Raw genomic sequence first — 24,331 nt, 5'->3', positions numbered from 1 at the left:
CCTTTTTTCAACGGTTTTTACAGGAGTTGCGTACACATGATTTCCCCCGTGAATCGACTGACCCTGGCGGTCGGCATGGTCATCGCGACCCTGGTCGGCCAGGCGGCTGCGGCCCCGGTTGCGCCCTCGGAAAACGTCACCATCAACCTGATCCGTCTGCTGGTGCAGCAGGGCGTGCTGAGCCAGGACACCGCCAACGGGCTGATCGCCCAGGCCGAAAAAGAAGCCCGGCAGGCGCGTCAGGCGAATGCCGCGCCGCTGGTGGCCGCAGGCCCGACCGCAGCCCCCGGCGATGTGCGGGTGCAATACGTGCCGCAGGCGGTGAAGGATCAGATTCGTGACCAGGTCAAGGCCGAGGTCATGGCCACCGCCAAGCAGGAAAACTGGGCACAGCCCAATACTTTCCCGGACTGGATCTCGCGCATCAGCTTTGACGGGGATATCCGCCTGCGGGATGAGTCGCGCTACTTCTCGGGCAACAACAGCAACGAGATCGTCGACTACGCCAAGCTCAATGAAAGTGGCCCGTACGACACCAACAAAGACACCAACACCAAGCTGCCACCGCTGCTCAACACCACCAAGGACCGCGAAAACCTGTTCCGCCTGCGCGCGCGCCTGGGCATGAAAGCGGTACTGTCGCCGGACTGGACCGCCGGCATCCGGGTGGGCACCGGCTCCGACAACAACCCGGTGTCCACCACTCAGACCCTGGGCGGTGGCTTTGGCAAGAAGGACATCTGGCTCGACCAGGGTTACCTGAGCTGGAAGGCCAGCCCGGACGTGACCCTTACCGCCGGGCGCTTCGCCAACCCGTTCTATTCCACCGACATGATGTATTCGGGCGACCTGAACTTCGACGGTATCGCTGCCAACTTCAACCACGCGCTGAACAGTGAGTGGGGCCTGTTCGGCACCCTGGGCGCGTTCCCGGTGGAGTACACCTCCGACTCGGCCAGCAGCAACGGTTTCGACAAGGAAGACAGCGATACCAAATGGCTGTTTGGCGGGCAGATCGGCGCCAACTGGAAAATCAACCGCGAAAACAGCCTCAAGGGCGCGTTGGCGTACTACCACTTCGACGATATCGAAGGGAAGCGCTCCGGCGCTTGCCAGCCCTGGTCCGGCCAGCCGGCCTGTGACAGCGACGGTTCACGCCTGGCCTTCATGCAAAAGGGCAACAGCGTGTTCCTGCTACGCGACATCACCCCCAACCCGGCGACGCCCGGCCTGACCCCGCAGCCGCAGTTCGTGGGCCTGGCGTCCAAGTTCGACGTGCTCGACCTCAACCTGGCCTGGGATGCCGAGCTGCCGAGCGACTTCAAACTGCGCACCCAGGGCAATTACATCCACAACCTGGCCTACGACAAGGGCGAAATGCTCAAGCGCAGCGAAGGCCAGATCGTCAACAACATCAACAGCAACGGTCAGTTTGAAAGTGGCGGCAATGCGTTGATGGTTTCGTTCACCCTCGGCAGCGCGCTGGAAATGCGCAAGCGTGGCGACTGGAACGTACTGGCCGGCTACAAGTACATCCAGCCTGACGCCTTGCCCGACGGCTTCAACGATTCGTCGTTCCACCTGGGCGGCACCAACGCCAAGGGCTACTTCATTGGCGCCAACTACGGCATCGAAAAGAACATCTACGCCAGTGCGCGTTGGTTGAGTGCATCCGAAGTGTATGGCGCGCCGTTCGAGGTGGATGTGATGCAACTGGAACTCAACACGCGCTTTTGATGCGCAGGGAGATGCCACATGAACACGCGAATCTGCGGGCTGTTACTGCTGCTGGTCGCCAGCGGCGCGTCGGCTGAAGGCATGGAGGAGCGCCTGCGCACGCAACTGCGCAGCACCACCCAGCAATTGCAGGCCCTGCAAAGCGAGCAGGCTCAGGCCAGCGCCGCACGCCTTGCTGCGGAAAACCAGGCCAGGCAGGCCCAGGCGCAAATCAAGCAACTGACGGCCGAGCTGGACAAGGCCCGCGCCGTGGCCGAGCAAATGGCCGGCCAGCAACAGAGCCTGCACAGCCAGGCGCAGGCCCAGGTGGCGGCCAGCAATGAGCAGATCGGCAAGTTCAAGAAGGCCTATGACGAACTGCTGGTGCTGGCCAAGGGTAAAGAGGCCGAGCGAGCGCGCTTGCAGGCACAACTGAGTGAACGTGACACACAAGTGCAGCAATGTTCAGTCAAGAATCAACAGATGTACGGCGTGGCCCGGCAGTTGCTCACCGCCTACGAAAAAATCGACGTGGCCGAGGTGATGAGTATCCGCCAGCCGTTCGCCAGCAGCGTCCGGGTCAAGTTCGAGGAACTGGCCCAGGGCTTCGGCGACGATTTGTACAAGAGCCGTTTCGATGCGCCCCAGGCAACTGCCAATCATTGATAGACAGGGAAGAGATCTCCATGAGCGAATTGATCACCAGCGTCACCCCCCAGAGCCTCACCGAGTTGCTGCAGGAAGCCGGCTACCGGGTCAACCAGACTGAGCAAAACGGCATCGTGCAATTGCTCAGCGCCAGCCAGGGCATCGGCTTTGCGGTTCGCTTCGGCAACCCGGCGGCGGAGCAGGGCGGTTATGTGGATTTCACCTACAGCTGCGCACTGCGTATCCAGGGCGAGCTGCCCGAAGGCCTGGCCCAGGTGTGGAACGCTTCGCGGCGCTTTGCGCGGTTGTCGGTGCAGAGCGAATTCCTGCTGATGGAAATGGACGTGGTGGTGGCCGGTGTCGGCGCTACGCACCTGCGCAGCCAGCTGGAATTGTGGGACCGTCTGTTGCAGGAATTTATTGTTTACCTGCGTGAATACAGCCAGCAGGCGGCGCAGTTGCAGGCTGAAGCCGAGGCGCCGGTATTGTGAAAAAGCCAACCCTGATGGTCGGCGCGGGTGCGCTGGCCTTGCTGGTGGTGGCGGTTGGCTTGAGCCTGCGGCCGGGCAGCGACCCGGTGGCTGCGCAGCAACCGGCGCCGGTGAGCAACCCGGCAGCGAGCGGGCCGGCAGTGGCGCGCCTGGGCAATCAGCAGATTGACCTCATGGAACTGAAAACCGTGCTGGCCAGCCTGCCTGTCGAGTCCCGCGAGCAATTGCGCGGCAATCGTGGCGCGTTGGAAACCTGGATCCGTTCACGCCTGGCGCAAAAGGCGGTGCTCGAACAGGCTGACGCCCAGGGCTGGCGCCAGCGCCCGGACGTGGAGCAGCAAACCCGCGCCGCCGCCGAGCAGATTGTGTTTCGCGACTACATGTTGTCGGTCAGCCAGGTGCCGGCCGATTACCCCAGCGCCGCCGAATTGCAGCAGGCCTACGACAGCGGTAAATCGCAGTGGGTGACGCCGGCGTTGTATCGCGTGAGCCAGATTTTCCTCGCGGTGAATGACCCACAAGCCGTTGACAGTGTGCGCCGCCAGGCCCAGGAACTGAGCCGTCGCGCCCAGGCGGCGCCGAATGAGTTCGCCGCCCTGGCCACGCAGTTTTCCCAGGACACCGACTCTGCTGCACGCGGTGGCGACTCGGGCATGCAGCCGTTGCAGCAACTGGTGCCGGAAGTGCGCAGTGCGGTGTCGCGCCTCAAGGTCGGTGCCGTGTCGGACGTGGTGCAGAGCGCGGCGGGGTTCCATGTGCTCAAGCTCACCGGCCAGCAACCGGCACGCACCGCGACCCTCGACGAACTGCGTGAACGCCTGACCCAGGCCCTGCGTGCCCAGCGCCAGGAGCAGATCGCCAAGGCTTACCTCGAAGGCATGCTCAATACCGCCACCCTGAGTATCGACGGCGCCGAGTTGAACAAAGTGCTGGAGTAATACACGTCAACCCGCATTGGATGCACAGACTGACAAGACAGGGAGTCTCCCATGGCATTTCTAGAACCGTCTGCCCCTCAGGGGCCGTCCGCTTATCGTGCGCCAGCCGAGGGCCGCAACAGTTGGCTGGCCCTGGCCCATGAGATCGACCCGGAAGTGGCGCGCTACTTCCTGGTGAGTGCACGCTGCGGCTGTTTCATGCAGGCGGCGCGCAGTTTGAATATCAAGGCCACGCTGTTGCGCAAGCGTCTGGCGCAGTTGGAGGAACACCTGCGGCATTCGCTGTTCAGCTACCAGGGCAATGGTTTGGTGCTCAGTCGAGATGGCCAGCAGCTGCAGGCGCAGCTGATTGCCCTGGCCCATGAACGACGCCTGCCGGTGACGGAGCAGCCGCTGATTCGGCTGGCCGTGGCCGAGCCGATCCTGCATGACATCCTTGGGCGCGATCTGATCGCGTTGCTGCGCCGCAATGCCAGCGTGCGCCTGGAGATCATCTCCATCGACAGTCAGGTGTCGTTGCAGGCGGTGGATGTGGACGTGGTGCTGTGGCTGTCAGACGCCGACGGGCCGGTGCCGGGTCCGAGCTTTGCCACTGAGCCACCCCGAGCCTTGGCGCGCTTGCAGTATCTGCCGCATATCGCCAAGCGTTATTCGCGGTTGACCACGCGGCCGGACAGTGTGGAGGACCTCGACGATTACATGCTGGTGCAATGGCAGCCGGATGCGCAGGTGGGGGCTTTGCAGGCGTGGAACCAGGTTGTACAGGAGCGCCTGGCGGCAGTGGTGCAGGTGCAGGCGTATTCGCTGATGCTGGAGATGATCCGTTGTGGCGCGTGCATTGGGTTGCTGCCGCATTACATCAGCAGCTTTGACCGGGGGCTGGTGGCGTTGCCGGGGTTATTGACCGAGAGCATGCAGCGCCAGGTGTGGTTGGCGGTGAATGCGCAGGTGCGGGATGAGGAGGCGGTGCGGATGATTGTGGAACTGATCGTTGGCACCTTTGAAGGTCGGCGGGAGTGGTTTGACTGACAGATTTCTCTTAGATCACCGAATTCCCCTGTGGTGAGCGGGGCAAGCCCGCTCGCCACAAAAAACACTTATTTCAGTGTTGCAGCACGCCGCGAAAGGTCGCGCTCAGGGCACGCAGTGTCTCCCGTGAGCGCACATCGGTGATGCGGCTGTAAAGCACCACTTCACTCACCGGCAAGGGTGGCAGGCCGTATTGCTCGCTCACATCTACCGCGCCAGACGGCGCCACGCGGCGGGCGAGGGCGGCGACGCCCAATCCGGCGCTGACGGCAGCACCGACGGCCATGACGCCGCCGCCCACGAAGACTTCGGTCCAGTCGATGCGCGCCGCGTCCAGTGCGCGGGTCGCCAGGTGACGAACACCGCAGGGTGCGGCCATGGTCGCCATGCGCAGGGGCGTGCCTGGGGTGTGTTGCCAGGTGGGGGCGGCGAACCAGCCGAAGCGTTCCACTGCCAGCACTTCACCGTCCCGGCGGTCGCCCTCGTTGCGCACGATCACGGCGTCCAACTCATTGCGATCAAAAGCGGCAACCAGTTCGCGGGAGGAGGCGATGCGCACTTCGAGGATCACCAGCGGGTCGTAGGCGGCCAGGCGGCTGAGCCAGGCCGGCAGGTCGGGGCCGGCCACGTGGTCGCTGATGCCGATGACCAGGCGCCGGGGCGTGTGAGTCGCCATGTCGCCCAAGGCGCGTTCATGGGCATTGAGCAGGGCGCGGGCGGCGATGATGAACTGTTCGCCTTGGGGCGACAGCCGTACATGGCGAGGCGTGCGCTCGAGCAGGCGGTAGCCGAGGCGCTCTTCCAGGCGTTTGAGCTTGAGGCTGATGGCCGCCTGGGAGGTGTCGAGGGCTTCGGCGGCACGGGTGAAACTGGCGAAATCCGCCACCAGCACAAAGGCCTGGACGGTATCGATATCCAGCGGTCTGAGGGCGTCAGTCATATTCAATCCTTATCGCACATATATCGAAGGATATCTTGTTGAAATCATCGCCGCTGCGCAAGCTGAACGCTCATCTTGCACAGGAGTTCTCGCATGTTTGCCAAACAGTATTCACACCGCTTGCCAGCCGACTATGACATGGGCGTGATTCACCGGCGCGCCGCGCAATTGGGGCCGTTGTGGGATGACGCCGAGGGGTTGCTGTTCAAGGCGTTTATCGCCCGCGAGCAGGGGGGCAAAGTGTATTCGTCGGTGTACCTGTGGGCCGACCCGTTGCAGGCCGCTGACTTTTTATTGGGCGAGCGCTTCCAGAAGGTGCTCGACAGCTTTGGTCGCCCGCATATCGAGAGCTGGTTGCCGCTGGATGTACAACGTGGCCCGGCGCAGGGCGCAGTGAGTTTGTACCGCGAGGAATGGCCGCTGGAGGCGGGCGCGGACAGGGCGGTGGCCTTGGCCGAGGGAAAACGGCGCAATCAACAGGTGGCCGACAGCGCAGAGACCTTTGCGGTGTTCCTGGCGCTGGATGTGCAAGCGTGGCGCCTGGTGCGGTTCACCTTGTCGGCCAAGGCGCTGGACGCGCAGCACCCAGGGACGGGTTACCAGGTGCTCTATCTGGCACAAGGCGTTGCGCGACTGGGATAACTGCGCCAGTCTTGGTGGCCTCATTCCCTGGGTCCAAGCACGCTGCGATGCAAGCCACACGTCTGACACTTATTTGCCATGCCCTCACGCCCCTGCAAAAACAGGGGCGTTTCTGCGATGACGAGCCGGTGGCGATGGATTGGCAGGGGGCGGCCGGCTCTCTCGCTGGGCGTTATAGGAAAAAGCCGCGTTTACTCTGCGCTCCCGAGCTGCGTACTCGGCAGACGGCGGGCTTGTTCGGCAATGACGCGGTGATCGAAGACGCCCTGCGCGATGCTGATTTCGGCCAGTGGAAAGGCCAGGCCATCAACCAGCTCAATAGTGATGAGTTGAATACCTGGCTCACCGACAGCACCTTCGCGGCCCAGGGTGGGGAGTCAGTCGATGACCTATGTGCACGTGTAGCGCAGTGGCTGAAAACCCTCGAAACCCAACCCGGCCATATCGTCGCAATCACCCACCCCTTTGTGATCCGCGCCGTGTTGTTGCAGGTGATGCAGTTCCCGCTGTCGATGTTCTACCGTATCGACGTCGAACCGTTGTCCGCCACCGAGCTACGCTTCAACAACGTCTGGCGCCTGCGCCTGGAAACTCACGCCTGAGCGCCTGAACATGGCAAAATCCACGCCCCGCAATGAGAGCAACCCATGAAACGCATCCTGATCATCGGCATTGGCGCCGGCAACCCTGACTACATCACGATGCAGGCCGTGAAGGCGCTCAACCGCACCGACGTGTTTTTCCTGATGGACAAGGGCCAGAGCAAAGACAAGTTGATCGACCTGCGTCGCGAGATCTGCGAGACCTACATCACCGAGCCGGGTTATCGCTTCGTTGAGGCCGAGTGCCCGGAGCGCGTGCGCGGCGATATCGACTACACCACCGCCGTGCAGGACCTGAACCGCGACAAGCAACAGACCTTCGAACGCATGATCAACGAAGAAATGGCTGACGGTGAAGTAGGTGCTTTCCTGGCGTGGGGCGACCCGGCGTTATACGACAGCACCATCCGCATTTTGCAGGCGATTCTGGCCAGTGGCCGTTGCGCCTTTGAGTTCGAGGTGATCCCCGGTATCACCAGCGTGCAGGCGCTGGCCGCACAGCATAAAGTGGCGCTGAACCGTATCGGCAAGTCGGTCGAGATCACCACCGGGCGCCGTCTGGCGGCGGGGCAGGCGAGTGATGCGGACACCCTGGTGGTGATGCTCGACGCGGAAGACTCTTACCGCACCGTGGCCGATCAAGGCCTGGACATCTACTGGGGCGCCTACCTGGGCACGCCGGATGAAATCCTTATCAGCGGCAAGGTCAGTGAAGTGGCAGAAGAAATCGAACGGGTGCGCAAGGCGGCGCGCCTGGAAAATGGCTGGATCATGGACACTTATCTGCTGCGCAAACCCTGAGGTCACGTCCCATGTTCAAACTGTTTGCCCTGGCGCTGACCCTGGTGGTCGGCGTCGCTCATGCCGACGATACGCTGCACACCGACTTGCCGTTGTCGTACCTGGAACAGACCCAGGGCGATGCGCGCAACCAGCCGCTGGTGATTTTCCTGCACGGTTTCGGCAGTGACGAAGAGGATTTGTTCGGCATCAAGGACGCGCTGCCGTCCACCTGGACTTACCTGTCGGCCCGCGCGCCGATGCTGGTGGACCCCCACGGCTATCGCTGGTTTACCAAGACGCCCGGTGACGGCGAATACGATGGCGAGACCGCCGACCTGCAACGTAGCGCCCGGCTGATCGAAGACTTTGTCGGCAAAGCCACCGTCAAATACCACACCCAGCCGGATCGGGTGTTCCTGGTGGGCTTCAGTCAGGGCGCGATCATGTCTTACGAGGTAGGGTTGCGTCGGCCGGAACTGCTGCGTGGGATTGCAGCGTTGAGTGGCAGCGTGTTGCCGGTGCTCAAGGCTGAGCTGAAGCCGGATGCGTCACTGGGCAAGCTGGCGATTTTCATTGGCCACGGCACTTTGGACCAGGCGCTGCCTTATGCGTCGGCCACTCGGGCGAATGAGGTGTTGACGGGGTTGGGATTGAAGCCGGAGTTCCACGGATATCCGGGCATGCCGCATACCATCAGTGAAACGGAAGTGCAGGACCTGAAAGCCTGGCTGGAAAAGAGCCTGAATTAAACGCGGTCGAGCACTGTGAGAGGGGCTTGCTCCCTCCCACATGTGGATCGGGTTGTCTGGAAGATTGTTATTTCCCGCCGGTAATCTGCTTCACCAACGCGGCATGCCCCTTCGCATCATCCGCCCGCGAAATCGCCTGGATCACCAGCAGGTGATTGCCCGAACCGCCCAGGAACGTCGAATTCAGCGTCTTGCCGCCGCCCTGGGTGGCGGTGCTGTCCACCTGGCGCAGGCCCAGACCCTTGAAGGTCAGCTTCTTCTCGCTCTGTTTCTTGAAGTCCGGCAGGGCGGCGCTCTGGTCCTTGACGAAGCCGGCCACGGCGCCGTCCAGGAATTTCGCGTCGTTATCCCCAATAGTTACCCCATCGTTGCGCACGGTTTCGGCGACGATCACCACGCTTTTCGTGGTCTGGTTGGCGTACATCGTGCCTTGGGTATCGGCAGTGCCGTCCTCCGCCTTGCCAGCCGGCAGGGTGTCGGCGGCGTAGGCTTTGGGCAGGTTGAAGGTGAACTTGCCGCCCAAGGTGGAGATAGTTTGGGTGGTCGGCTTGGACGCGGCGAATACGCTGCCGGCGGTCAGCGCGAGGGCCAGCAGGACGGTGGTCTTGGTGAAAGTGGCCATGAAGCGCTCCAGGGGATGAACAAGATTGCGGCGTATTCTGTCAGAAAAGTCGCAATCTCGTTCACCGGCAGCCTCACAGCTTGTCGGACTCTTCCTCCAGTCGATCCATCTCAAACAGCCGCGCCAGTTCTGCCCGTGCTTCCTGGGCGGTTTGCATCACCTTGGCCGCGTCGTCGTACACTGCGTGTTGCGCGGCCAGCACTTGCAGGTCGTGGTTCTTGAAGCGGGTGATGCGTGCATCGGCCTGGGCCTGGCTCAAGCCGAGGCCCACCAGGGTGCGGCGGCTCATTTCCAGGCTGGAATAGAAGGTTTCGCGAACCGGCGAGGCGTCCAGGTCGACTAGGCGGTGCACGTGCTGGCGGTTACGTGCACGGGCGATGATCTGCATGTGCGGGTAGAGGTTGCGCACCAACTCGGCGGTCTTGATGTTGATCTCAGGGTCGTCCATGGCGATCACGAAGAACTCCGCCTGGTCGACCTTGGCCGCGTGCAGGATCTCGGGGCGTTGCGGGTCGCCGTAGAACACCGGCATGCCGCCGAAGCTGCGGGTCAGCTCGATGGTTTCCACCGAGGTGTCCAGGGCGATGAACGAGATGTTCTGTGCCCGCAGGATCCGCGCCACGATCTGGCCCATACGGCCCATGCCGGCGATCACCACGCGCGGCGCATCGCTTTCGATGGTGCGATATTCCTCGGGCACTTCCACCGGCTTGGCCTTGGGCTTGAACAGCTTCGGGCACACCAGCAGCAACAGCGGCGTCACCGCCATGGACAGGGTGATGGTCAATACCAGCACGTCGTAGAGGTGCGGTTCGAACAGGCCCTGGTCGCGGCCGATCTTGAACACCACGAAGGCAAATTCACCCCCGGCCGCCAGCACTACGCCCAGACGCAGGGCGCTTTCGCGATTGAGGTCACCCACCATGCGGCCCACGGCATACAGCAGCGGCAATTTCAGGCCTATCAACAGCAGCGTCAGGCCAATCACCACCAGCGGCGAGCTGAGCAACAGGCTGAGGTTGGCGCCCATGCCCACGCTGATGAAGAACAGCCCCAGCAGCAGGCCCTTGAATGGCTCGATCTGCGATTCCAGTTCGTGGCGGTACTCCGAGTCCGCCAGCAGCAGGCCGGCGAGGAAGGCGCCGAGGGCCATGGACACGCCCACCAATTCCATCAACCACGCCGTACCAATCACCACCAGCAGCGCGGTGGCGGTGGATACTTCACGCAGACCGGTCTTGGCCACGATGCGAAACACCGGTCGCAACAGGTAGCGTCCGCCGATGATCACCACGGCGATGCTGCCGAGGATCTGCAGTACGTGTTGCAGGCCCTGGGCCTCGGTGGTCGGGTGATCGCTGCCGGCCAGCAGCGGCACCATGGCGATCAGCGGGATCGCGGCGATGTCCTGGAACAGCAGGATGGCAAAGGCCAGGCGACCGTGGGGCTGGTTCAGCTCCTTGCGCTCGGCCAGGCTTTGCAGGCCGAAGGCAGTAGACGACAGCGCCAGGCCCAGGCCCAGCACGATAGCGCTGTTCCACGACTGGCCAAACAGCCACAACGCCACCACGCCCATTACCAGGCCCGTCAGCAGCACCTGCGCCAGGCCGACGCCGAACACCGCCTTGCGCATCACCCACAGACGCTTGGGTGACAGCTCCAGGCCGATGATGAACAGCAGCAACACCACACCCAGCTCGGAGAACTGCGCGACGCTTTGCGGGTTGCCGATCAGGCCGAGCACCGAGGGGCCGATGATCACACCGGCGAACAGATAGCCCAGCACCGCGCCCAGTTGCAGGCGTTTGGCCAGGGGCACGGTCAGCACGGCGGCGAGCAGGAACACCACGGCTGCTTGTAACAGGTTGCCTTCATGGGGCATTGGAAACTCCAGGATCTTCAAAACCAATCAACAGGCAGGTATTAGAGCGCTTTTTACATTTGGATAATTGTGTTTTTGCGGCGCAGGAGGGGGAACACGCAGTATTTTTCAAGGTTCCGAGCGCTTCGCGTGTTGTATGCCTTTGATCCGCCGATGTGCGTTGTTGCTGATCGGTGGAGACAAGACAGGGCGACACCAATGGTATGAGGAACAGGTCCCGATGGCAGAAAAGCTATATGACGTGCATTTGGAAACATTGCAAAAGCCCGGCACGTGCAGGGTTTTGTTTTATCCGGTTATCAATCGCCTTGCATGACCGCAACTTGCCCGACCGGTGCGAGATTCACTGGCCGGCGATACAACCCTACTGCCAACCGGGCGCCTTTTCCCCCAGCGGTACGGCGATGAGCCTCGTCCTTTGTTACTATCGCCGTCCCTTGTCGCCAGGAGTCACTGCCCCATGCAGCACCAGTGGGATGAAATGCACCGCACCCGCAAGCCCACCTTCGTACTGTGCGGCGAGCCTCAGGGCGACGTGCTCAATCTCTATGTTCACGGTTATTCGGCGTTCTTCAATCGGCAACAATTGGGTGGCTTCAAGGAGCAGTTGGCGAGTATCGAAGGTTCGACCAACCTGATGCTGTTCTGGCCGGCCGGGCATTTCCTGGAAAATCTGTTTGCACCCTTCAAGGAGGTGATCGGCGCAGTGCTGGGCGGCGGCAGCCTGGGCGCGGCGACCGTCGGGGTGGGCAAGGCGATTGCCTATTTTCTCGATCACTACAAAAGCGTCGAGGCGCGGGTGGACGAAGTCGCCAAAAGCCTGTTGCCGGAACTGGCCAACTACCTGCACGGTGAATCCCTTGATGTGCGGCGTATCAACCTGATCGGTCATTCCCTGGGGGCGCGCATCCTGGTCAAGAGCTTGCTCGCCAGCCCCGAAACCGCCCGTGAGCTGCCGTTGGACAACCTGTTGTTGATGGGCGGGGCGATCTGCACGTCGAGCCCGTGGGACGTGGTGTCGGCGCCGCTCAAGGGGCGAGTGATCAACTGCCACTCCAGCAAGGACTGGGCCTTGGCCATAAAGCCGGACACCGAACGCTGTATCGGCCGTTATGCAATCCCGGTGACACCGGCGCTCAAGGCCAAGGTCACCAACGTGCACCTGGCGACTTTCGATCACGCCGCCTATTGGCCGCAGTTGCAGACGGTGGTGCAGTACACCGACCTGCTGCACGAGCGGCGCGGCATGATCCGCTCTGACCAGCGCAGTGCTGAAGTACGTTTTGCCGAGGAGGACATCGATTTGTTCCCGGCGCTGGTGCAGGTCCGGCCGGAAGAGTTGAAGTTCCTCGCCGAATTGATGGCGCAAAAGCGCAGTGCATCGATAGACGCCACGGTGCGCGAGCCGCTCAAGTTGGCTGTTGAGCTGCAACGCATGGGCGGCGACAGCTTCATGAACCTGGCCCGTGGGCATGGTGTGGGTTACCGCCAGATCGCCGAAGATGTGGTGCGGCGGCTGGGGATCAAGTTCGACGAGGCGCTGGATACTGTCGCTCTGGCCGATCTCGAAGCCAGGGTCGCCGAGAAACTCATCGAACAGTACAAGGATAAACTCAGCAACGCGGACCGACAGGTGTTCGACGCAGAACTCAAGGCTGCCGCGCAAAAGGAGCAGGGCTTGTTCAGCCGTTTTGACGTAGGCCGTTCGGCTGCCACCGCGTTGAGCGGCACGGCGCTGGCCGGGCTCACCGGTTTTATCCTGCGCCGTGGCGCGGCCACGGCAATCCCGGTGGTGGGCCAGGCGTTGGCGGCGGCGATGCTGGTGGTGAGCGGCGTGCGAGCATTTTCCGGCCCGGCGTATTCGATCACCACGTTGGCCGTGCTGGTGATCGGCGTGATTCGCCAGCGCATGGAGCGTGAAGCGCTGAACCAGGAGATGGACCTGGTGGTGCAGGTAGTGGAGGCATTCGACCTGCCAAGGGACACGGTGATGCGCACGGTCGTGTCCGACTGATAAGCTGCATCCTTGTCTTGTATGTTTGCCTGGGATACCGCGTGAAATTCAGCCTGCCGAAAATTGCTACCGCCCCGTTCTGCCCGCCGGAAGTGGCCGGCTCCGTCGCCGTTGACCCCAAGGCCTCGTTCTTCAAGCGCATGTTGATGTTCGCCGGCCCTGGCTTGCTGGTCTCCATCGGCTATATGGACCCGGGCAATTGGGCCACGGCCATCGAGGCCGGTTCGCGCTACGGCTACAGTCTGTTGTTCGTGGTGTTGCTGGCCAGCCTGGCCGGGATGGCGGTGCAGTGCCTGTGCTCGCGGCTGGGCATCGCCACCGGCAAAGACCTGGCGCAGCTGTGCCGTGAGCGCTACAGCAAGGGTTCCGCTCGCACCCAATGGGTGCTGGCGGAAATCTCCATCATCGCCACCGACCTTGCCGAAGTGTTGGGCTGTGCCCTGGCATTCCACTTGCTGCTGGGGGTATCGCTGACCACCGGCATTGTGATCACCGCCTTTGACACGCTGTTGGTCCTGGCCCTGCAAAACCGTGGCTTCCGGCGCCTGGAAGCGATCATGCTGGCGCTGGTGGCGACCATCGGCGTGTGTTTCTTTATCGAACTGGTGCTGATCAAACCGTACTGGCCGGACGTATTCGGTGGTTTCGCCCCGTCACTCTCGGCCATCAGCGACGCGGCGCCGCTGTACCTGGCCATCGGTATCCTCGGGGCCACCGTGATGCCCCATAACCTCTACCTGCACAGCTCCATCGTGCAAACCCGCTTGATCGGCAAGGACCTCGCCAGCAAAGTGGATGCGGTCAAGCTGGCGCGTATCGACACCATCGGTTCATTGGCCCTGGCGCTGCTGGTCAACGCCGCGATCCTGATTCTCGCCGCCGCCGCTTTCCACAAGACCGGCCACACCGAGGTGGTCGAGATCCAGGACGCCTACCACCTGCTTGACCCGCTGGTGGGCGGTGCCTTTGCCAGTATCTTGTTCGGTATTGCGCTGTTGGCGTCCGGGCAAAGCTCTACCTTTACCGGCACCATCGCTGGGCAGGTGATCATGGAGGGCTACCTCAACCTGCGCATCCCCTGCTGGCAACGTCGGCTTATCACCCGTGGGTTGGCGCTGATTCCGGCGTTTGTGGGGGTATGGCTGATGGGCGACGATGCCATCGGCAAGCTACTGATCCTCAGCCAGGTGGTGCTCAGCCTGCAGTTGCCATTCGCGCTGTATCCGTTGATCCGCATGACCGGCGATAAACAGCTGATGGGGCCATTCGTGAATCGGCTGCCGACGCGGTTGCTGGCGTGGTTTCTGTTTGCGCTGATCAGTGGGGCGAATGCCTGGTTGATTGGGCAGTGGGTGTTTGGTTGAGGTGGTGCTGTCGTCGAGATGAGTTAGACCAGGATCGCCAAGGACGTGTATTGGGCGATGTGGGGATCGGCGGTCAACAGCCTCATGGGTTCGCTCATGGCTGTCGCAACGATGAGCCGATCAAAAGGGTCCTTGTGATGGTGTTCGAGATCCTTGACCGCGATGGCATGTTCCGAGGTGACGGGCAGCTCGACAAATCCGCTTTCCAGGCAGTACTCACGGATTTCATCCAGATCGACAGCGAGTTTCCCCAGGCCGACCTTGATTGCCATCTCCCAGAATGTCGCAGCGCTGATGTAGATCTCTGCGGCATTCTCAATCAGCTTCCTGGCTTTGCCGGATAGCCTGGGGTCTTCCGTCAGGGTCCAAAGCAGAATGTGGGTGCCCAACAGCACTCTCATGCACGCTTGCCTTCGAAGGCATCCAGCAGATCGTCAGGCAAAGGTGCGTCAAAGTCTTCGGGAATGATGAACCTGCCTTTCATGGCACCGATTCTGTGACCCTTGGATTTCCCCATGGGCACAAGCTGTGCCATCGCACGTCCATGTTTGGCTATGGTGATGACCTTGCCCGCAGCGGCCTCATCCACCAGTTTTGACAGATTGTTTTTCGCTTCGCCCAAAGGAACCGTGATCATGTGGTTATCCCCATATTTTGGCCAAAATATAGCCAAAACTGGGTGCGCTATCAAAGACGGCCAGACCACTGGCGGACGCGGCACGCTCAGATCGCGATGGTTTGTGATACGTGACTTTCATGGCAGTTCTCTAAAGGAAGATGTGGCGAAAGTCTGCCGTAACAGGCTTGGCCAGAAGAATACTGGCCCGAAAAAACAGAATGGAACTACTTCCTCCTGTAAGAAAATTCCTGATGTGGCGATGTTTCTCCCGAGCCTCTTTGCTCACCGATCCCAATACGGCACCCCCCCGAAACACTCCACAAAATAATCAATCACCGTCCGCACCTTCAGCGACAAGCGCCGGCTGCCCGGCCACAGTGCCGCAATCTGCTGCGGTTCCAGGGTTGTCGCCACTTCATAGTCGGTCAGCACCGCCTGCAACGTGCCTGCGCGCAAGCCTTCGCCGATCAACCAGGAGGGAAACACCACCAGCCCCAGCCCTTGCTCGGCGGCGTGGGTCAAGGTGTCAGCATGGTTGCCGGTGATCGGGCCCTTGACGCTGTAGGGCGTCCAGTCGCCCTGGCCCTTGCGAAAGAACCAGCGCTGCTGGCCGGTGACGCCTTTGTAGGCCAGGCATTGATGGTTGCTCAGCTCGTCGGGGTGCTGCGGGGTGCCATGTCGGGCCAGGTAGGCGGGGCTGGCGGCGATGCGAAAGCGTTGGGGCGCGAAGATGCGGGCCTGCATGCTGGAATCGTTGAGCACGCCGATGCGGAACAGCAGGTCGGTACCGTCCTGCAGTGGGTCGACGTAAGTGTCGGTCTGCTGGATGTCCAGTTGCAGCTTCGGATAGCGTCGGCACAATTCGCCCAGCCACGGTGACAGGTGACGCTGGCCGAATACCATGGGTGCATTGATGCGCACCAGGCCGCTGGGCTCGCTTTCCTGTTCCTGTAACGCCTGGCCGGCGGCTTCCAGTTGTTCCAGCATCAACCGCGCATGCCGCCCCAGCAGCCGACCGGCTTCGGTGGGGCTGACCGCGCGGGTGTGACGGTACAGCAACTGTTGGCCAAGAGCCTGTTCCATCAGCTGTATCTGCCGGGAGATAGAGGAGGGTGCCAGGCCTTCGCGGCGAGCCACTTCGGAGAAGCTGCCCAGGTCCAGCACGGCCACGAACAGGCGCAGCGCCTTGAAACTCAATTCATTCAAGCCTTGCATCATGTCTCCAGGCTGTGCGTTTTGCGCAAAGGTGTTGTCGACATGCTCCCATTTATCGCACAGCTCGGCCACCGGATAATGCGCGCCATGTTTCCTTTCTTGAGCGCGGGTGATGTATGCAAGCAAGTTCCATCGAGGGTGTGGCGCAAGCCAGGCCGAAAAAAAACGTCTTGAGGGTGCTGTTGCTGCCGCTGGTGATCCTGGCCGGCATGGGCCTGTCGGTAGAAGCCGGGTTGCTGGGCCCGCTGGGTGTGCAGGTCGGCCACTTGTGGGCGACCCTGAGCATTTTCGGGGTGGGCTCGGCGATCCTGTATCTGCTGCTGTTGTTCAGTGGCCCGCAAAAGGGCCCGGCGCTCTCCGAACTGCCGCGCTGGCAGCTGATCGGCGGTTTCCTGGGACCGATCTACGTGGTCGTGCTGACCCTGGCCACGCCGCACATCGGTATTGCGATGACCATGATCGCGATTTTGTCCGGGCAGGTCGGCAAGAGTGTGCTGATCGACCATTTCGGCTGGTTCGGCTCGGCGCGCAAGCGGGTCAATGGCGAACGCTGGATTGCCTTGGCACTGATTGTGGTGGCACTTGTTCTGATTGCACGAGGTTAAGGCGATGAATCTGATTCTGTTACTGGTAGTGGTGGTCGCCGCAGGTGCGGTGTTGAGCGTGCAAGCGGCGATCAACGGTCGCCTGGGCCAGGCGGTGGGGGTGTTGCGTGGCAGCCTGGTGACCTTCTCGGTGGGGGCGATTGTCACCGCGTTAATGATTTTCTTCTTTGAACCCGTCCAGGCGGTGAGCCTGCTGGACGTGCCGAAATGGCAACTGACCGGTGCGTTGTTCGGTGTGGTGTACATGATGGTGATGGTCGGCGCGGTGCCGGTGGTCGGCACGGCCGTTGCCACCGTCGCGGTGATCGTCGGCCAATTGGGCATGGGCATGCTGATCGACAACTTCGGCTGGCTGGGCAACCCGGCCATCGAGCTGTCGAGCAGCCGCATCGTGGCGATGGCCTGCCTGGCGTTGGCGCTGGTGTTCATGTATCGCAGCAATACCCGCACCGACTGATGGCTTGAACCAACGAAGGCGGGCCGCAGTCACTGCTTAAGGTGTCGGCGCCCGCCGCACCGGGACGACCATGAAGAAGGAGTCTGACCATGCCAGATAAAACCTGTGCCTGCCCACACTGCAAATGCGTGCTGGGACCTGATGCGGTCATGAAGGACGGCAAGGGCTATTGCTGCCAGGGCTGTGCCGAGCACCATGCCCATGGTGAGCCGTGTGCGGCTGCGACGGGGTGTGAATGTGCCAAGTCTGCCAAAGGCTAGCGGTGTTTGAACCGGTGGGGGCATGCGTGCTCCCACACGGTTTGCGGGCCGCAAAAATCGCTCGGATTGTCGTGCGGCGGTGATTACCATAGCGACTCTCCTTCGAATGATGTGCACCCCATGGCCCTGGCCGCGCCGCCTGACCTCAGTGATCCTGCCGTTCCCGTGCAACCTTTGGCGCGCACCTATCCGCGTGGGCTCTACATTGAACCCCACAGCCACGACTGGGGCCAGTTGCTTTATGCCATGAGCGGCGTGATGTGGGTCGACACCCCGCAGGAAGCGCTGGTGGTGCCGCCACAGCGTGCCGTATGGCTGCCGCCCGGCGTGGAGCATGGTATCCGCGTGGTCTCGGACTTGCAGATGCGCAATATCTACCTGCGCCCGGCCCTGGCGGCAACGCTGGACAGCCAGGTGCAGGTGATCGAAGTCGGTGGGTTGTTGCGCGAGCTGATCGTCACGTTGGTGGACGAGGGCGACAACGGTGAGGTGGCTTACTACGACGCGCTGGTCAGCCTGGCTTTGCTGGAGCTGCAACGGGCGCGTCGCTCGCCGATTCGCATCGCCATGCCGGTGGAGGCCGACCGTCGGCTGATCAATGCCTGTCAGGCGGTCATGGCTGCGCCGTCCCTGGAGATCCCTTTCGAGCAGCATGCCGAAGCCGCCGGCGCCAGCGTGCGCACCCTTGCGCGGCTGTTCCAGACCCACCTGGGCATGGGCTTTGCCGAATGGCGCCGCCAGGTGCAACTGGCCACGGCGGTGGCAGAGTTGATCCAGGGCCAGTCGGTCAGCGCCATCGCGCGTTCCCTGGGGTATTCGCCCAGCAGTTTCAGCGACATGTTCCGGCGTGAACTCGGTGTGGCGCCCTCGCAATACGTGGGCTGAGGGGTTGGCCGAAATCCTGAAGCACTTGGCCGATGCTTCAGGCTGGTGCTCTCTACACTGAGCGCATCCACCCACAAGGCGCTGCCCCATGAACTACCTCATTTCCCTGGCCATCGGCCTGTTTGTCGGCGTGATCTACGGCGCCCTCGACTTCCGCTCGCCCGCACCGCCGGCCATCGCCCTGATCGGCCTGATGGGCATGTTGCTGGGTGAAAAGCTCTGGCCCATGGGGCGGCAGCTGGTGGGCACCTGGTTCTCCTGATCTCTTTTTTCTCTTCGATGGATATTGGCCATGAAAGCACTGCAATTTACTGCCACCGGCGACCTCAACAACCTGCGCTTTGTCGACGTCGCCACCCCGGTGCCGGCCGTGGGTGAAGTGCTGGTCCAGATCAAGGCTGCGGGCCTCAACCCCAGCGACGTCAAAAACGTGCTCGGTCGTTTTCCCTATACCACCTTGCCGCGCATCCCCGGCCGTGATTTCGCCGGGATTGTGGTTGAAGGTCCGCAGGCGCTGGTCGGCCAGGAAGTGTGGGGCACCGGCCGTGACCTGGGCTTTTTTGCCGACGGCTCCCATGCCCAGTACCTCACCGTGTCGGCCAAGGGCGTGGCACATAAGCCTACCCACCTGAGTTTCGCCCAGGCCGCGAGCCTTGGTGTGCCGTACACCACCGCCTGGGATGCACTGGAGCGCAGTGGCGTGACCCAGGGCACACGCCTGCTGGTGATCGGCGCCAATGGCGCGGTGGGCAGTGCGACCCTGGCCCTGGCGAAGATCCGTGGCGCCCAGGTGCTGGCCGCCGTACGTCGCCCGGAACAGGTTGAAGTCTTGCAGAGCCAGGGCTTCGCCGCGATTGTCCTGGGCAAGCCGGAAGACCTGGGCGCGCACGTCAACGCCGTGTTCAAGGGCGGTGCGGATGTGATCTTCGATACCACCGGCTTCTGGCTGCCCGCCGCCGTGGCAGGCCTGGCACCGTTCGGCCGCATCGCCATTATCGCCGCACCGGTGGACGGCCATGTACAACTGCCGGCCCTGGCGTTGTACCGCAAGGGCGGTTCGGTGGTGGGGATCAATTCGTTGCTCTACAACTGCGAGCAGTGTGCGGTGATGCTGGAGCAGTTCGGGCGGCTCTTCGATGAAGGCTTGTTGCCGCTGCCCACCGGCCTGCGTGAAGTCGCGCTGGCCGATGGGGTGCAGTGCTTCGAAGAGGTGAACCAGGGCAGCGCAGACAAGCTCATCTTCCTGCCCTGATCCTGGCGGTCATGCCTCGGGAACACCTTTTTCCCAGGCCGACCAGTTGTTGAGGATCGCCTGTACCAGCGGGTTGCCCGTGCGGTACAGGTTCTCCAGCGCCGGGACAAAACCGCCCTGGTCCGCGTACTTCAACAGGTTATCCACTTCGCTGTAGCCCGGGTACGGCCGGTCGAAATCCGAACCGGCCCGCACCACCGCCAGGCGCTGGATGTCCACCAAACCTTCGCGGCTGGCGCGCAGCAGGGCCTCATAGGTGGAGTTGTCTTCCTGCTGCGTGGTGCAGTATTCGCCTTTGTTGTCGGTCAGCAGCTTGGTCCACACCTCGGCGCGCTCGCTCAAACGCGTGCCGGAGAACCAGGTGTTGCCCGCCAGGGTGTCGCAGCGCGTAACTTGTGGCGGCTGGTTGGCCGGCGCGGCCGGGTAGTGTTTGCGCCAGGCGCTGGATTCCTTGCTTTCCGTCAGCTCGACCTTCTGTGACAGGGCAAACGCCTTGGCCTGCAATTTGGGGTTCAGCTCAAACACTTCGGTCTTGTAGTCCAGCGGTGGTTTTTCGTTGGGGCCCTTTGTGTTGATGCCGAGATAGCCGGTCGGCCAATCCTTCGGCGCATCCCGTGAGTCCAGCTCCCATTGGGTGCCGAATTCCACCAGGTAATGCGCCCACGCGGCGGTGCCGATCGTGCCGTGCTTGGGGCTGATACCGGCGATCCCGGCGATCAGGAAATAGCTTTGGCGCAGGTCGAATTTGGGCGAAAGGGCCAATGCCAGGGTGGAGGCCGCGGCGTTGGTCTGGCCCATGCCGGTGACCAGCAGGCACACATCCCGGGTATTGCAGCGGATCACCGGATACTCGGCGGACAGGCCCGGCACGCGCACTTCCTGCTTGAGTTCCAGGCGGTCGATCCAGGTTTGCGCCTCGGGGGCGAACATGGTGATCAGCATCACCTTGGGCTTGATCGGCGCGGGTGCATCGGCCAGCACCACCTGGGGCAGAAAGGTCAGGCCAACGGCCATTGAGAGACGGGTCAATGCGTTCATCTAAAGCTCCTTGATCAGAATTGATAGCCCACGCCGGCGTAGTAACCCCAACCGTCCGAGCGGGCGCGGAAATTGCCTTCGCCGAAATTCAACTCGCTGCCGTCTTCCCAGTTGCCGCCGTTATGAAAGTAACGGCCGACCAGGGTGAAGCGCAGATGGGTAAACGAATACAGCAGCACGTTGGTGGCCACCAGCGAGTTGGCGGTGCGTGCAGGATTGTCCTTGTGCAGGTCCGAGCCAAAATCGTAGTTGGTAAAGCCGATGTAGGTCAGCGAGGCGCCGTTATCGAATTTGCCGATGGGCACGATGTACTTCATTTGCGCACGGTAGCCGTCCCAGGAATATTCGTTGCTGGCGCCATAGTTTTCCCACTGGTAACGCCCGTAGAAGTTGGCCGACAGGTTGACCCGCGAGTGGGTGTCGATATCGGTGCCCAGGCCGCTGTACAGCGTATTGGCGCGGTTGGCCTTGTTGCTGCCGTGGTCGTAGATCCAGTCGAAGGCCACGTACCATTCCTTGAATGGCCCGATGGCCAGGCTGCGGCCCGCCAGGTAGTCGATGGAAATCCGCGGCTCATGCTCCATGAACACCGGCGAGCCATGGTCCCACACGCCCTTGTCATTACTGTTACCGATGGTGAGGATCTTCGGCACGTCGATATAGCCGTACAACTCGAAAGGCCCCTTGCGACCGAAGTATTCGTACTCCAGATAGACGTCATCCTGCGGCTTGGGGCCGAAGCTGATGTCTTTGCTGCCGATCAGCGTCAGGTCCTGGTTGAACCAATCCGACAGGTACACGCCTTTTTTCGCCGGGTTGGCTTCCGGGCTGAGGGTTTCGCCCTGTGCTGAGTCATCGACGGGTTTTTCCTGCGCCAAAACGGGCGCGCTGAGTAGTCCCGTAACGGCGGTCAGTAGCAAGGAAACACCAAAGCAGGTAGGACGCCTTGAGGTGGAATGCATTGAAAATCCCTATTCGTACGCGGTTTGAACCCGATTCTTCGGGTAGAGGTGAACTTGGTCGCCAAGTTCGTACCGCAAACGTTTGCACAGGCTGTACCAACTTTGCTCAATCGATTGATCAGCTTGGAAAAAAATAGGATTAGTCGACCTTTTGGTCAGAATTGACCGGGTGTCATTTTTCGATGCGGTGGAACAGGTGCGTCGCGGTTTCCCGTCGATAGTCACTCGGCGTCTGATTCATCTCGATGCGAAAGTGCCGGTTGAAATTCGACAGGTTGGCGTAGCCCACTTCAAAGCAGATGTCCGCCACCGACATATCGCTTTGCAGCAACAGCCGGCAGGCGCGTTGTACCCGGAACTTGCGCATCAGTTCGATAAAGCCGTGGCCGGTGTTGCGCTTGAAGAAGCGCGAAAAGCCCGGTTCGCTCATCTCCAACTGTTGCGCGATCACCGACAGGCGCACATCGCCGGTCAGCTCGCGCATCAAATAGTCGAATGCCTTGTTGATGCGTTCGGCGCTGCGTGCATCCAGGGTCGGCGCGTAGCAGGGGCTGGCCAGGGCCTTGGCCTGCTGGGGCGGGGTGTTTTTCAGGGTGTCGAGCAATTGCAGGAACAGGATCAAGCGTTGCAGGCCCTGGGCGTTACCGATGGCTTCCATCAGGTGGGCCGCCTGCAGCGCCGTGTCCCCGGTGAACTCCAGGCCACGGCGGGCCTGTTCGAACAACGGCTGCAGGTCGCCCAGCTCCGGCAGGGTGTTGCGCAGGGCGAGGAGGGCGGCGCCGTCGAATTGCAGCACCACGTCGCGGCCGTTCAGGTATTCGCCGGGGGCCAGTTCGCCGATCCAGTCGTGGGGCAGGTCGGGGCCGATCAGTGCGACATGCCCGGCGCTGAATGCACCGATGTAGTCGCCCGCTACGAGTTTGCCGCTGCCTTGGCGGATCAGGTGGATTTCGAATTCGGGGTGGTGGTTCCAACGCGCCAGGTCGTAGGGGTAGTCGTGTTCGAACCAGCGGAAACAGTGGTCCGGCTCGGGCAGGATCACTTCCAGTTCGGCGGGGCGGTGCTCGAACAGCGTGGCACGGCTGATGGGCATGAGCGGACTTCTTGGGGTTCTTGTAATCGCTTCAAAATACGCGCCTCGGGCGTTCAGGCGCTACCCCCGCTTGCGTCCGGCACTGATACTTTTTTAACTCGCACGCCCGGGTTAAAAAAGTACCAGTCGAGCATCCGCCACGGGTTTGTGAGGGCCTGGCCAAGCTGCTGTAATCGGCGCTCAACAACAAAAACAACAGGTGGAAACCGCCATGTTCAAGCTTCCGCAAGTGATGTTCCTGCTGTCCGGCCTGGCGCTGGCCATGCCCAGCCACGCCGCCGACACCGTCACCATCGCCACGGTCAACAACAGCGACATGATCCGCATGCAGCGCCTGTCCAGGGTGTTCGAAGCCCAGCACCCGGACATCACGCTCAACTGGGTGGTGCTGGAAGAAAACGTACTGCGCCAGCGCCTCACCACCGACATCGCCACCCAGGGTGGGCAATTCGATGTGCTGACCATCGGCACCTACGAAACCCCGCTCTGGGGCGCCAAGCACTGGCTGGAACCCTTGGCCCAGCTGCCGGCCGATTACGATGTCGACGATATCTTCCCCTCGGTACGCCAGGGCCTGTCGGTCGACAACACCCTCTATGCCTTGCCGTTCTACGGCGAAAGCACTGTCACCTACTACCGCACCGACCTGTTCCAGCAGGCGGGCCTGAGCATGCCGGCGCACCCCACCTGGACCCAGCTCGGTGAGTTCGCGTCCAAGCTCACCGCCAAGGACAAGGGCCAATACGGCATGTGCCTGCGCGGCAAGGCCGGCTGGGGCGAGAACATCGCCTTGCTCAGCACCATGGCCAACGCCTTTGGCGCGCGCTGGTTCGACGAGCAGTGGAAGCCCGAGCTGACCAGCCCCGAGTGGACCGCGGCCGCCAACTTCTATGTCAACACCCTCAAGCAGTACGGCCCGCCGGGCGTGTCCAGCAATGGCTTCAACGAAACCCTGGCGCTGTTCAACAGTGGCAAATGTGCAATCTGGGTCGATGCCAGCGTCGCCGGCTCCTTCACCACCGATAAAAGCCAGAGCAAAGTGGCCGACAGCGTAGGCTTTGCTGCCGCGCCCACCGAGGTCACCGATAAAGGTTCGTCCTGGCTCTACGCCTGGTCCCTGGCGATCCCGGCCACTTCCAAACACAAGGACGCCGCCAAGGCCTTTATCAGTTGGGCGACGTCCAAGGACTACATCCAACTGGTGGCTGACAAAGAAGGCATCACCAACGTGCCGCCAGGCACCCGCCAGTCCACCTACAACGAGGCGTATCTGCAGGCGGCCCCGTTTGCCCAGGTGACCCTGGAGATGATGAAACACGCCGACCCCGCGCATCCGTCCGTCAAGCCGGTGCCGTACGTGGGTATCCAGTACGTGACCATCCCCGAGTTCCAGGCCATCGGCACCTCGGTCGGCAAGCTGTTCTCGGCGGCGCTGACCGGTGGCATGTCGGTTGACCAGGCCTTGCTGCAAGCGCAGTCCACCACCGAGCGCGAGATGAAACGCGCCGGCTATCCGAAGTAACTT

Annotated in this window: 26 protein-coding genes and 2 pseudogenes; 19 read left to right on the top strand and 9 right to left on the bottom strand. The window is 62.0% G+C overall.

Annotation, left to right across the window (positions count from 1 at the left end; translation table 11 throughout):
• The first annotated feature begins 36 nt into the window (after positions 1 to 36).
• Genes K5K89_RS18375 through K5K89_RS18355 form a run of 5 tightly spaced genes read left to right on the top strand, consistent with a single transcriptional unit; the run spans position 37 to position 4,822 of the window.
• Complete coding sequence (locus tag K5K89_RS18375; protein WP_222539982.1) at positions 37 to 1,737, top strand: putative porin; 1,701 nt, start codon at positions 37 to 39, stop codon at positions 1,735 to 1,737.
• 18 nt (positions 1,738 to 1,755) lie between these two features.
• Positions 1,756 to 2,382, top strand: a complete 627-nt coding sequence (locus tag K5K89_RS18370) for a DNA repair protein (RefSeq protein ID WP_071491231.1) — start codon at positions 1,756 to 1,758, stop codon at positions 2,380 to 2,382.
• 20 nt (positions 2,383 to 2,402) lie between these two features.
• Positions 2,403 to 2,855: a YbjN domain-containing protein gene (locus tag K5K89_RS18365; protein WP_173668605.1), complete on the top strand. Its 453-nt coding sequence runs from the start codon at positions 2,403 to 2,405 to the stop codon at positions 2,853 to 2,855.
• Complete coding sequence (locus tag K5K89_RS18360; RefSeq protein WP_093126658.1) at positions 2,852 to 3,793, top strand: peptidylprolyl isomerase; 942 nt, start codon at positions 2,852 to 2,854, stop codon at positions 3,791 to 3,793. Before K5K89_RS18365 ends, K5K89_RS18360 begins: the two co-directional genes overlap by 4 nt.
• A gap of 51 nt (positions 3,794 to 3,844) precedes the next feature.
• Positions 3,845 to 4,822, top strand: coding sequence for a LysR family transcriptional regulator (locus K5K89_RS18355; RefSeq protein WP_222539981.1), 978 nt, complete (start codon positions 3,845 to 3,847; stop codon positions 4,820 to 4,822).
• A 73-nt stretch (positions 4,823 to 4,895) separates the two neighbouring features.
• Here the strand turns inward: K5K89_RS18355 and K5K89_RS18350 are convergent, their stop codons facing one another.
• Positions 4,896 to 5,762 (bottom strand): LysR family transcriptional regulator, encoded by an 867-nt coding sequence (locus K5K89_RS18350; RefSeq protein ID WP_222539980.1) that lies wholly within the window; start codon positions 5,760 to 5,762, stop codon positions 4,896 to 4,898.
• A 93-nt stretch (positions 5,763 to 5,855) separates the two neighbouring features.
• Between K5K89_RS18350 and K5K89_RS18345 the strand changes: the two genes are divergently transcribed.
• The 4 genes from K5K89_RS18345 to K5K89_RS18330 are packed head-to-tail and all read left to right on the top strand — an operon-like array spanning position 5,856 to position 8,538.
• Positions 5,856 to 6,404, top strand: a complete 549-nt coding sequence (locus tag K5K89_RS18345) for a DUF4865 family protein (RefSeq protein WP_222539979.1) — start codon at positions 5,856 to 5,858, stop codon at positions 6,402 to 6,404.
• A gap of 47 nt (positions 6,405 to 6,451) precedes the next feature.
• The gene (locus K5K89_RS18340) at positions 6,452 to 7,006 is read left to right on the top strand and encodes a histidine phosphatase family protein (protein ID WP_222539978.1); all 555 of its coding nucleotides are present in this window, start codon (positions 6,452 to 6,454) and stop codon (positions 7,004 to 7,006) included.
• 45 nt (positions 7,007 to 7,051) lie between these two features.
• The gene (cobF, locus tag K5K89_RS18335; protein WP_071491237.1) at positions 7,052 to 7,807 is read left to right on the top strand and encodes a precorrin-6A synthase (deacetylating); all 756 of its coding nucleotides are present in this window, start codon (positions 7,052 to 7,054) and stop codon (positions 7,805 to 7,807) included.
• An 11-nt stretch (positions 7,808 to 7,818) separates the two neighbouring features.
• A complete protein-coding gene (locus K5K89_RS18330; RefSeq protein ID WP_222539977.1) occupies positions 7,819 to 8,538 on the top strand; it encodes an alpha/beta hydrolase in 720 nt (239 codons plus the stop codon).
• 67 nt (positions 8,539 to 8,605) lie between these two features.
• On the opposite strand, the gene K5K89_RS18325 is transcribed toward K5K89_RS18330, so the two are convergent.
• Both K5K89_RS18325 and K5K89_RS18320 read right to left on the bottom strand, forming a co-directional pair.
• A complete protein-coding gene (locus K5K89_RS18325; protein ID WP_071491239.1) occupies positions 8,606 to 9,160 on the bottom strand; it encodes a hypothetical protein in 555 nt (184 codons plus the stop codon).
• Positions 9,161 to 9,233: 73 nt separating this feature from the next.
• Positions 9,234 to 11,042, bottom strand: a complete 1,809-nt coding sequence (locus K5K89_RS18320; protein ID WP_071491240.1) for a monovalent cation:proton antiporter-2 (CPA2) family protein — start codon at positions 11,040 to 11,042, stop codon at positions 9,234 to 9,236.
• 117 nt (positions 11,043 to 11,159) lie between these two features.
• On the opposite strand from K5K89_RS18320, the pseudogene K5K89_RS28700 reads away from it, so the two are divergent.
• The 3 genes and pseudogenes from K5K89_RS28700 to K5K89_RS18310 form a co-directional block, all read left to right on the top strand.
• Positions 11,160 to 11,358 (top strand): annotated as a pseudogene (locus K5K89_RS28700) (type II toxin-antitoxin system RelE/ParE family toxin); the annotation flags it as partial.
• Positions 11,359 to 11,502: 144 nt separating this feature from the next.
• Positions 11,503 to 13,056 carry a DUF726 domain-containing protein gene (locus tag K5K89_RS18315; RefSeq protein ID WP_222539976.1) on the top strand — a complete coding sequence of 518 codons (1,554 nt, stop codon included), beginning with the start codon at positions 11,503 to 11,505 and terminating at the stop codon, positions 13,054 to 13,056.
• A gap of 41 nt (positions 13,057 to 13,097) precedes the next feature.
• Positions 13,098 to 14,420, top strand: a complete 1,323-nt coding sequence (locus tag K5K89_RS18310) for an Nramp family divalent metal transporter (RefSeq protein WP_092245833.1) — start codon at positions 13,098 to 13,100, stop codon at positions 14,418 to 14,420.
• 23 nt (positions 14,421 to 14,443) lie between these two features.
• Here the strand turns inward: K5K89_RS18310 and K5K89_RS18305 are convergent, their stop codons facing one another.
• The 3 genes from K5K89_RS18305 to K5K89_RS18295 form a co-directional block, all read right to left on the bottom strand.
• Positions 14,444 to 14,821 (bottom strand): type II toxin-antitoxin system VapC family toxin, encoded by a 378-nt coding sequence (locus tag K5K89_RS18305; RefSeq protein WP_222539975.1) that lies wholly within the window; start codon positions 14,819 to 14,821, stop codon positions 14,444 to 14,446.
• The gene (locus K5K89_RS18300; RefSeq protein WP_222539974.1) at positions 14,818 to 15,057 is read right to left on the bottom strand and encodes a type II toxin-antitoxin system Phd/YefM family antitoxin; all 240 of its coding nucleotides are present in this window, start codon (positions 15,055 to 15,057) and stop codon (positions 14,818 to 14,820) included. Before K5K89_RS18300 ends, K5K89_RS18305 begins: the two co-directional genes overlap by 4 nt.
• A gap of 264 nt (positions 15,058 to 15,321) precedes the next feature.
• On the bottom strand, positions 15,322 to 16,254 hold the full coding sequence (locus K5K89_RS18295; protein ID WP_071491276.1) for a LysR family transcriptional regulator: 933 nt from the start codon (positions 16,252 to 16,254) through the stop codon (positions 15,322 to 15,324).
• A 116-nt stretch (positions 16,255 to 16,370) separates the two neighbouring features.
• Between K5K89_RS18295 and K5K89_RS18290 the strand changes: the two genes are divergently transcribed.
• From K5K89_RS18290 to K5K89_RS18265, 6 genes and pseudogenes are all read left to right on the top strand, one after another.
• Positions 16,371 to 16,859 (top strand): DMT family transporter, encoded by a 489-nt coding sequence (locus tag K5K89_RS18290; RefSeq protein ID WP_071491245.1) that lies wholly within the window; start codon positions 16,371 to 16,373, stop codon positions 16,857 to 16,859.
• Positions 16,860 to 16,863: 4 nt separating this feature from the next.
• Positions 16,864 to 17,316 (top strand): DMT family transporter, encoded by a 453-nt coding sequence (locus K5K89_RS18285; protein ID WP_222539973.1) that lies wholly within the window; start codon positions 16,864 to 16,866, stop codon positions 17,314 to 17,316.
• An 89-nt stretch (positions 17,317 to 17,405) separates the two neighbouring features.
• The gene (locus K5K89_RS18280; RefSeq protein WP_081049255.1) at positions 17,406 to 17,576 is read left to right on the top strand and encodes a metallothionein; all 171 of its coding nucleotides are present in this window, start codon (positions 17,406 to 17,408) and stop codon (positions 17,574 to 17,576) included.
• Positions 17,577 to 17,696: 120 nt separating this feature from the next.
• Positions 17,697 to 18,481 (top strand): annotated as a pseudogene (locus tag K5K89_RS18275) (AraC family transcriptional regulator).
• A 68-nt stretch (positions 18,482 to 18,549) separates the two neighbouring features.
• Positions 18,550 to 18,723, top strand: coding sequence for a DUF1427 family protein (locus tag K5K89_RS18270; RefSeq protein WP_076955279.1), 174 nt, complete (start codon positions 18,550 to 18,552; stop codon positions 18,721 to 18,723).
• Between the two features lie 30 nt (positions 18,724 to 18,753).
• On the top strand, positions 18,754 to 19,713 hold the full coding sequence (locus K5K89_RS18265; protein WP_222539972.1) for a zinc-binding alcohol dehydrogenase family protein: 960 nt from the start codon (positions 18,754 to 18,756) through the stop codon (positions 19,711 to 19,713).
• 9 nt (positions 19,714 to 19,722) lie between these two features.
• Here K5K89_RS18265 and K5K89_RS18260 read toward each other — a convergent pair whose 3' ends face one another.
• The 3 genes from K5K89_RS18260 to K5K89_RS18250 all read right to left on the bottom strand — a co-directional run bounded on the left by K5K89_RS18260 (position 19,723) and on the right by K5K89_RS18250 (position 22,806).
• Positions 19,723 to 20,751, bottom strand: a complete 1,029-nt coding sequence (locus K5K89_RS18260) for a purine-nucleoside phosphorylase (protein WP_222539971.1) — start codon at positions 20,749 to 20,751, stop codon at positions 19,723 to 19,725.
• Between the two features lie 14 nt (positions 20,752 to 20,765).
• On the bottom strand, positions 20,766 to 21,713 hold the full coding sequence (locus tag K5K89_RS18255) for a nucleoside-specific channel-forming protein Tsx (RefSeq protein ID WP_071491250.1): 948 nt from the start codon (positions 21,711 to 21,713) through the stop codon (positions 20,766 to 20,768).
• A 172-nt stretch (positions 21,714 to 21,885) separates the two neighbouring features.
• Positions 21,886 to 22,806: an AraC family transcriptional regulator gene (locus K5K89_RS18250; RefSeq protein ID WP_222539970.1), complete on the bottom strand. Its 921-nt coding sequence runs from the start codon at positions 22,804 to 22,806 to the stop codon at positions 21,886 to 21,888.
• A 232-nt stretch (positions 22,807 to 23,038) separates the two neighbouring features.
• On the opposite strand from K5K89_RS18250, the gene K5K89_RS18245 reads away from it, so the two are divergent.
• Positions 23,039 to 24,328: an ABC transporter substrate-binding protein gene (locus K5K89_RS18245; protein ID WP_222541726.1), complete on the top strand. Its 1,290-nt coding sequence runs from the start codon at positions 23,039 to 23,041 to the stop codon at positions 24,326 to 24,328.
• Positions 24,329 to 24,331: the final 3 nt, after the last annotated feature.

Source organism: Pseudomonas sp. DR208 (assembly GCF_019823005.1).
In the GTDB taxonomy this organism is placed as follows: Bacteria; Pseudomonadota; Gammaproteobacteria; order Pseudomonadales; family Pseudomonadaceae; genus Aquipseudomonas; species Aquipseudomonas extremorientalis.
This window is presented reverse-complemented; position numbering and strand designations above follow the sequence as displayed.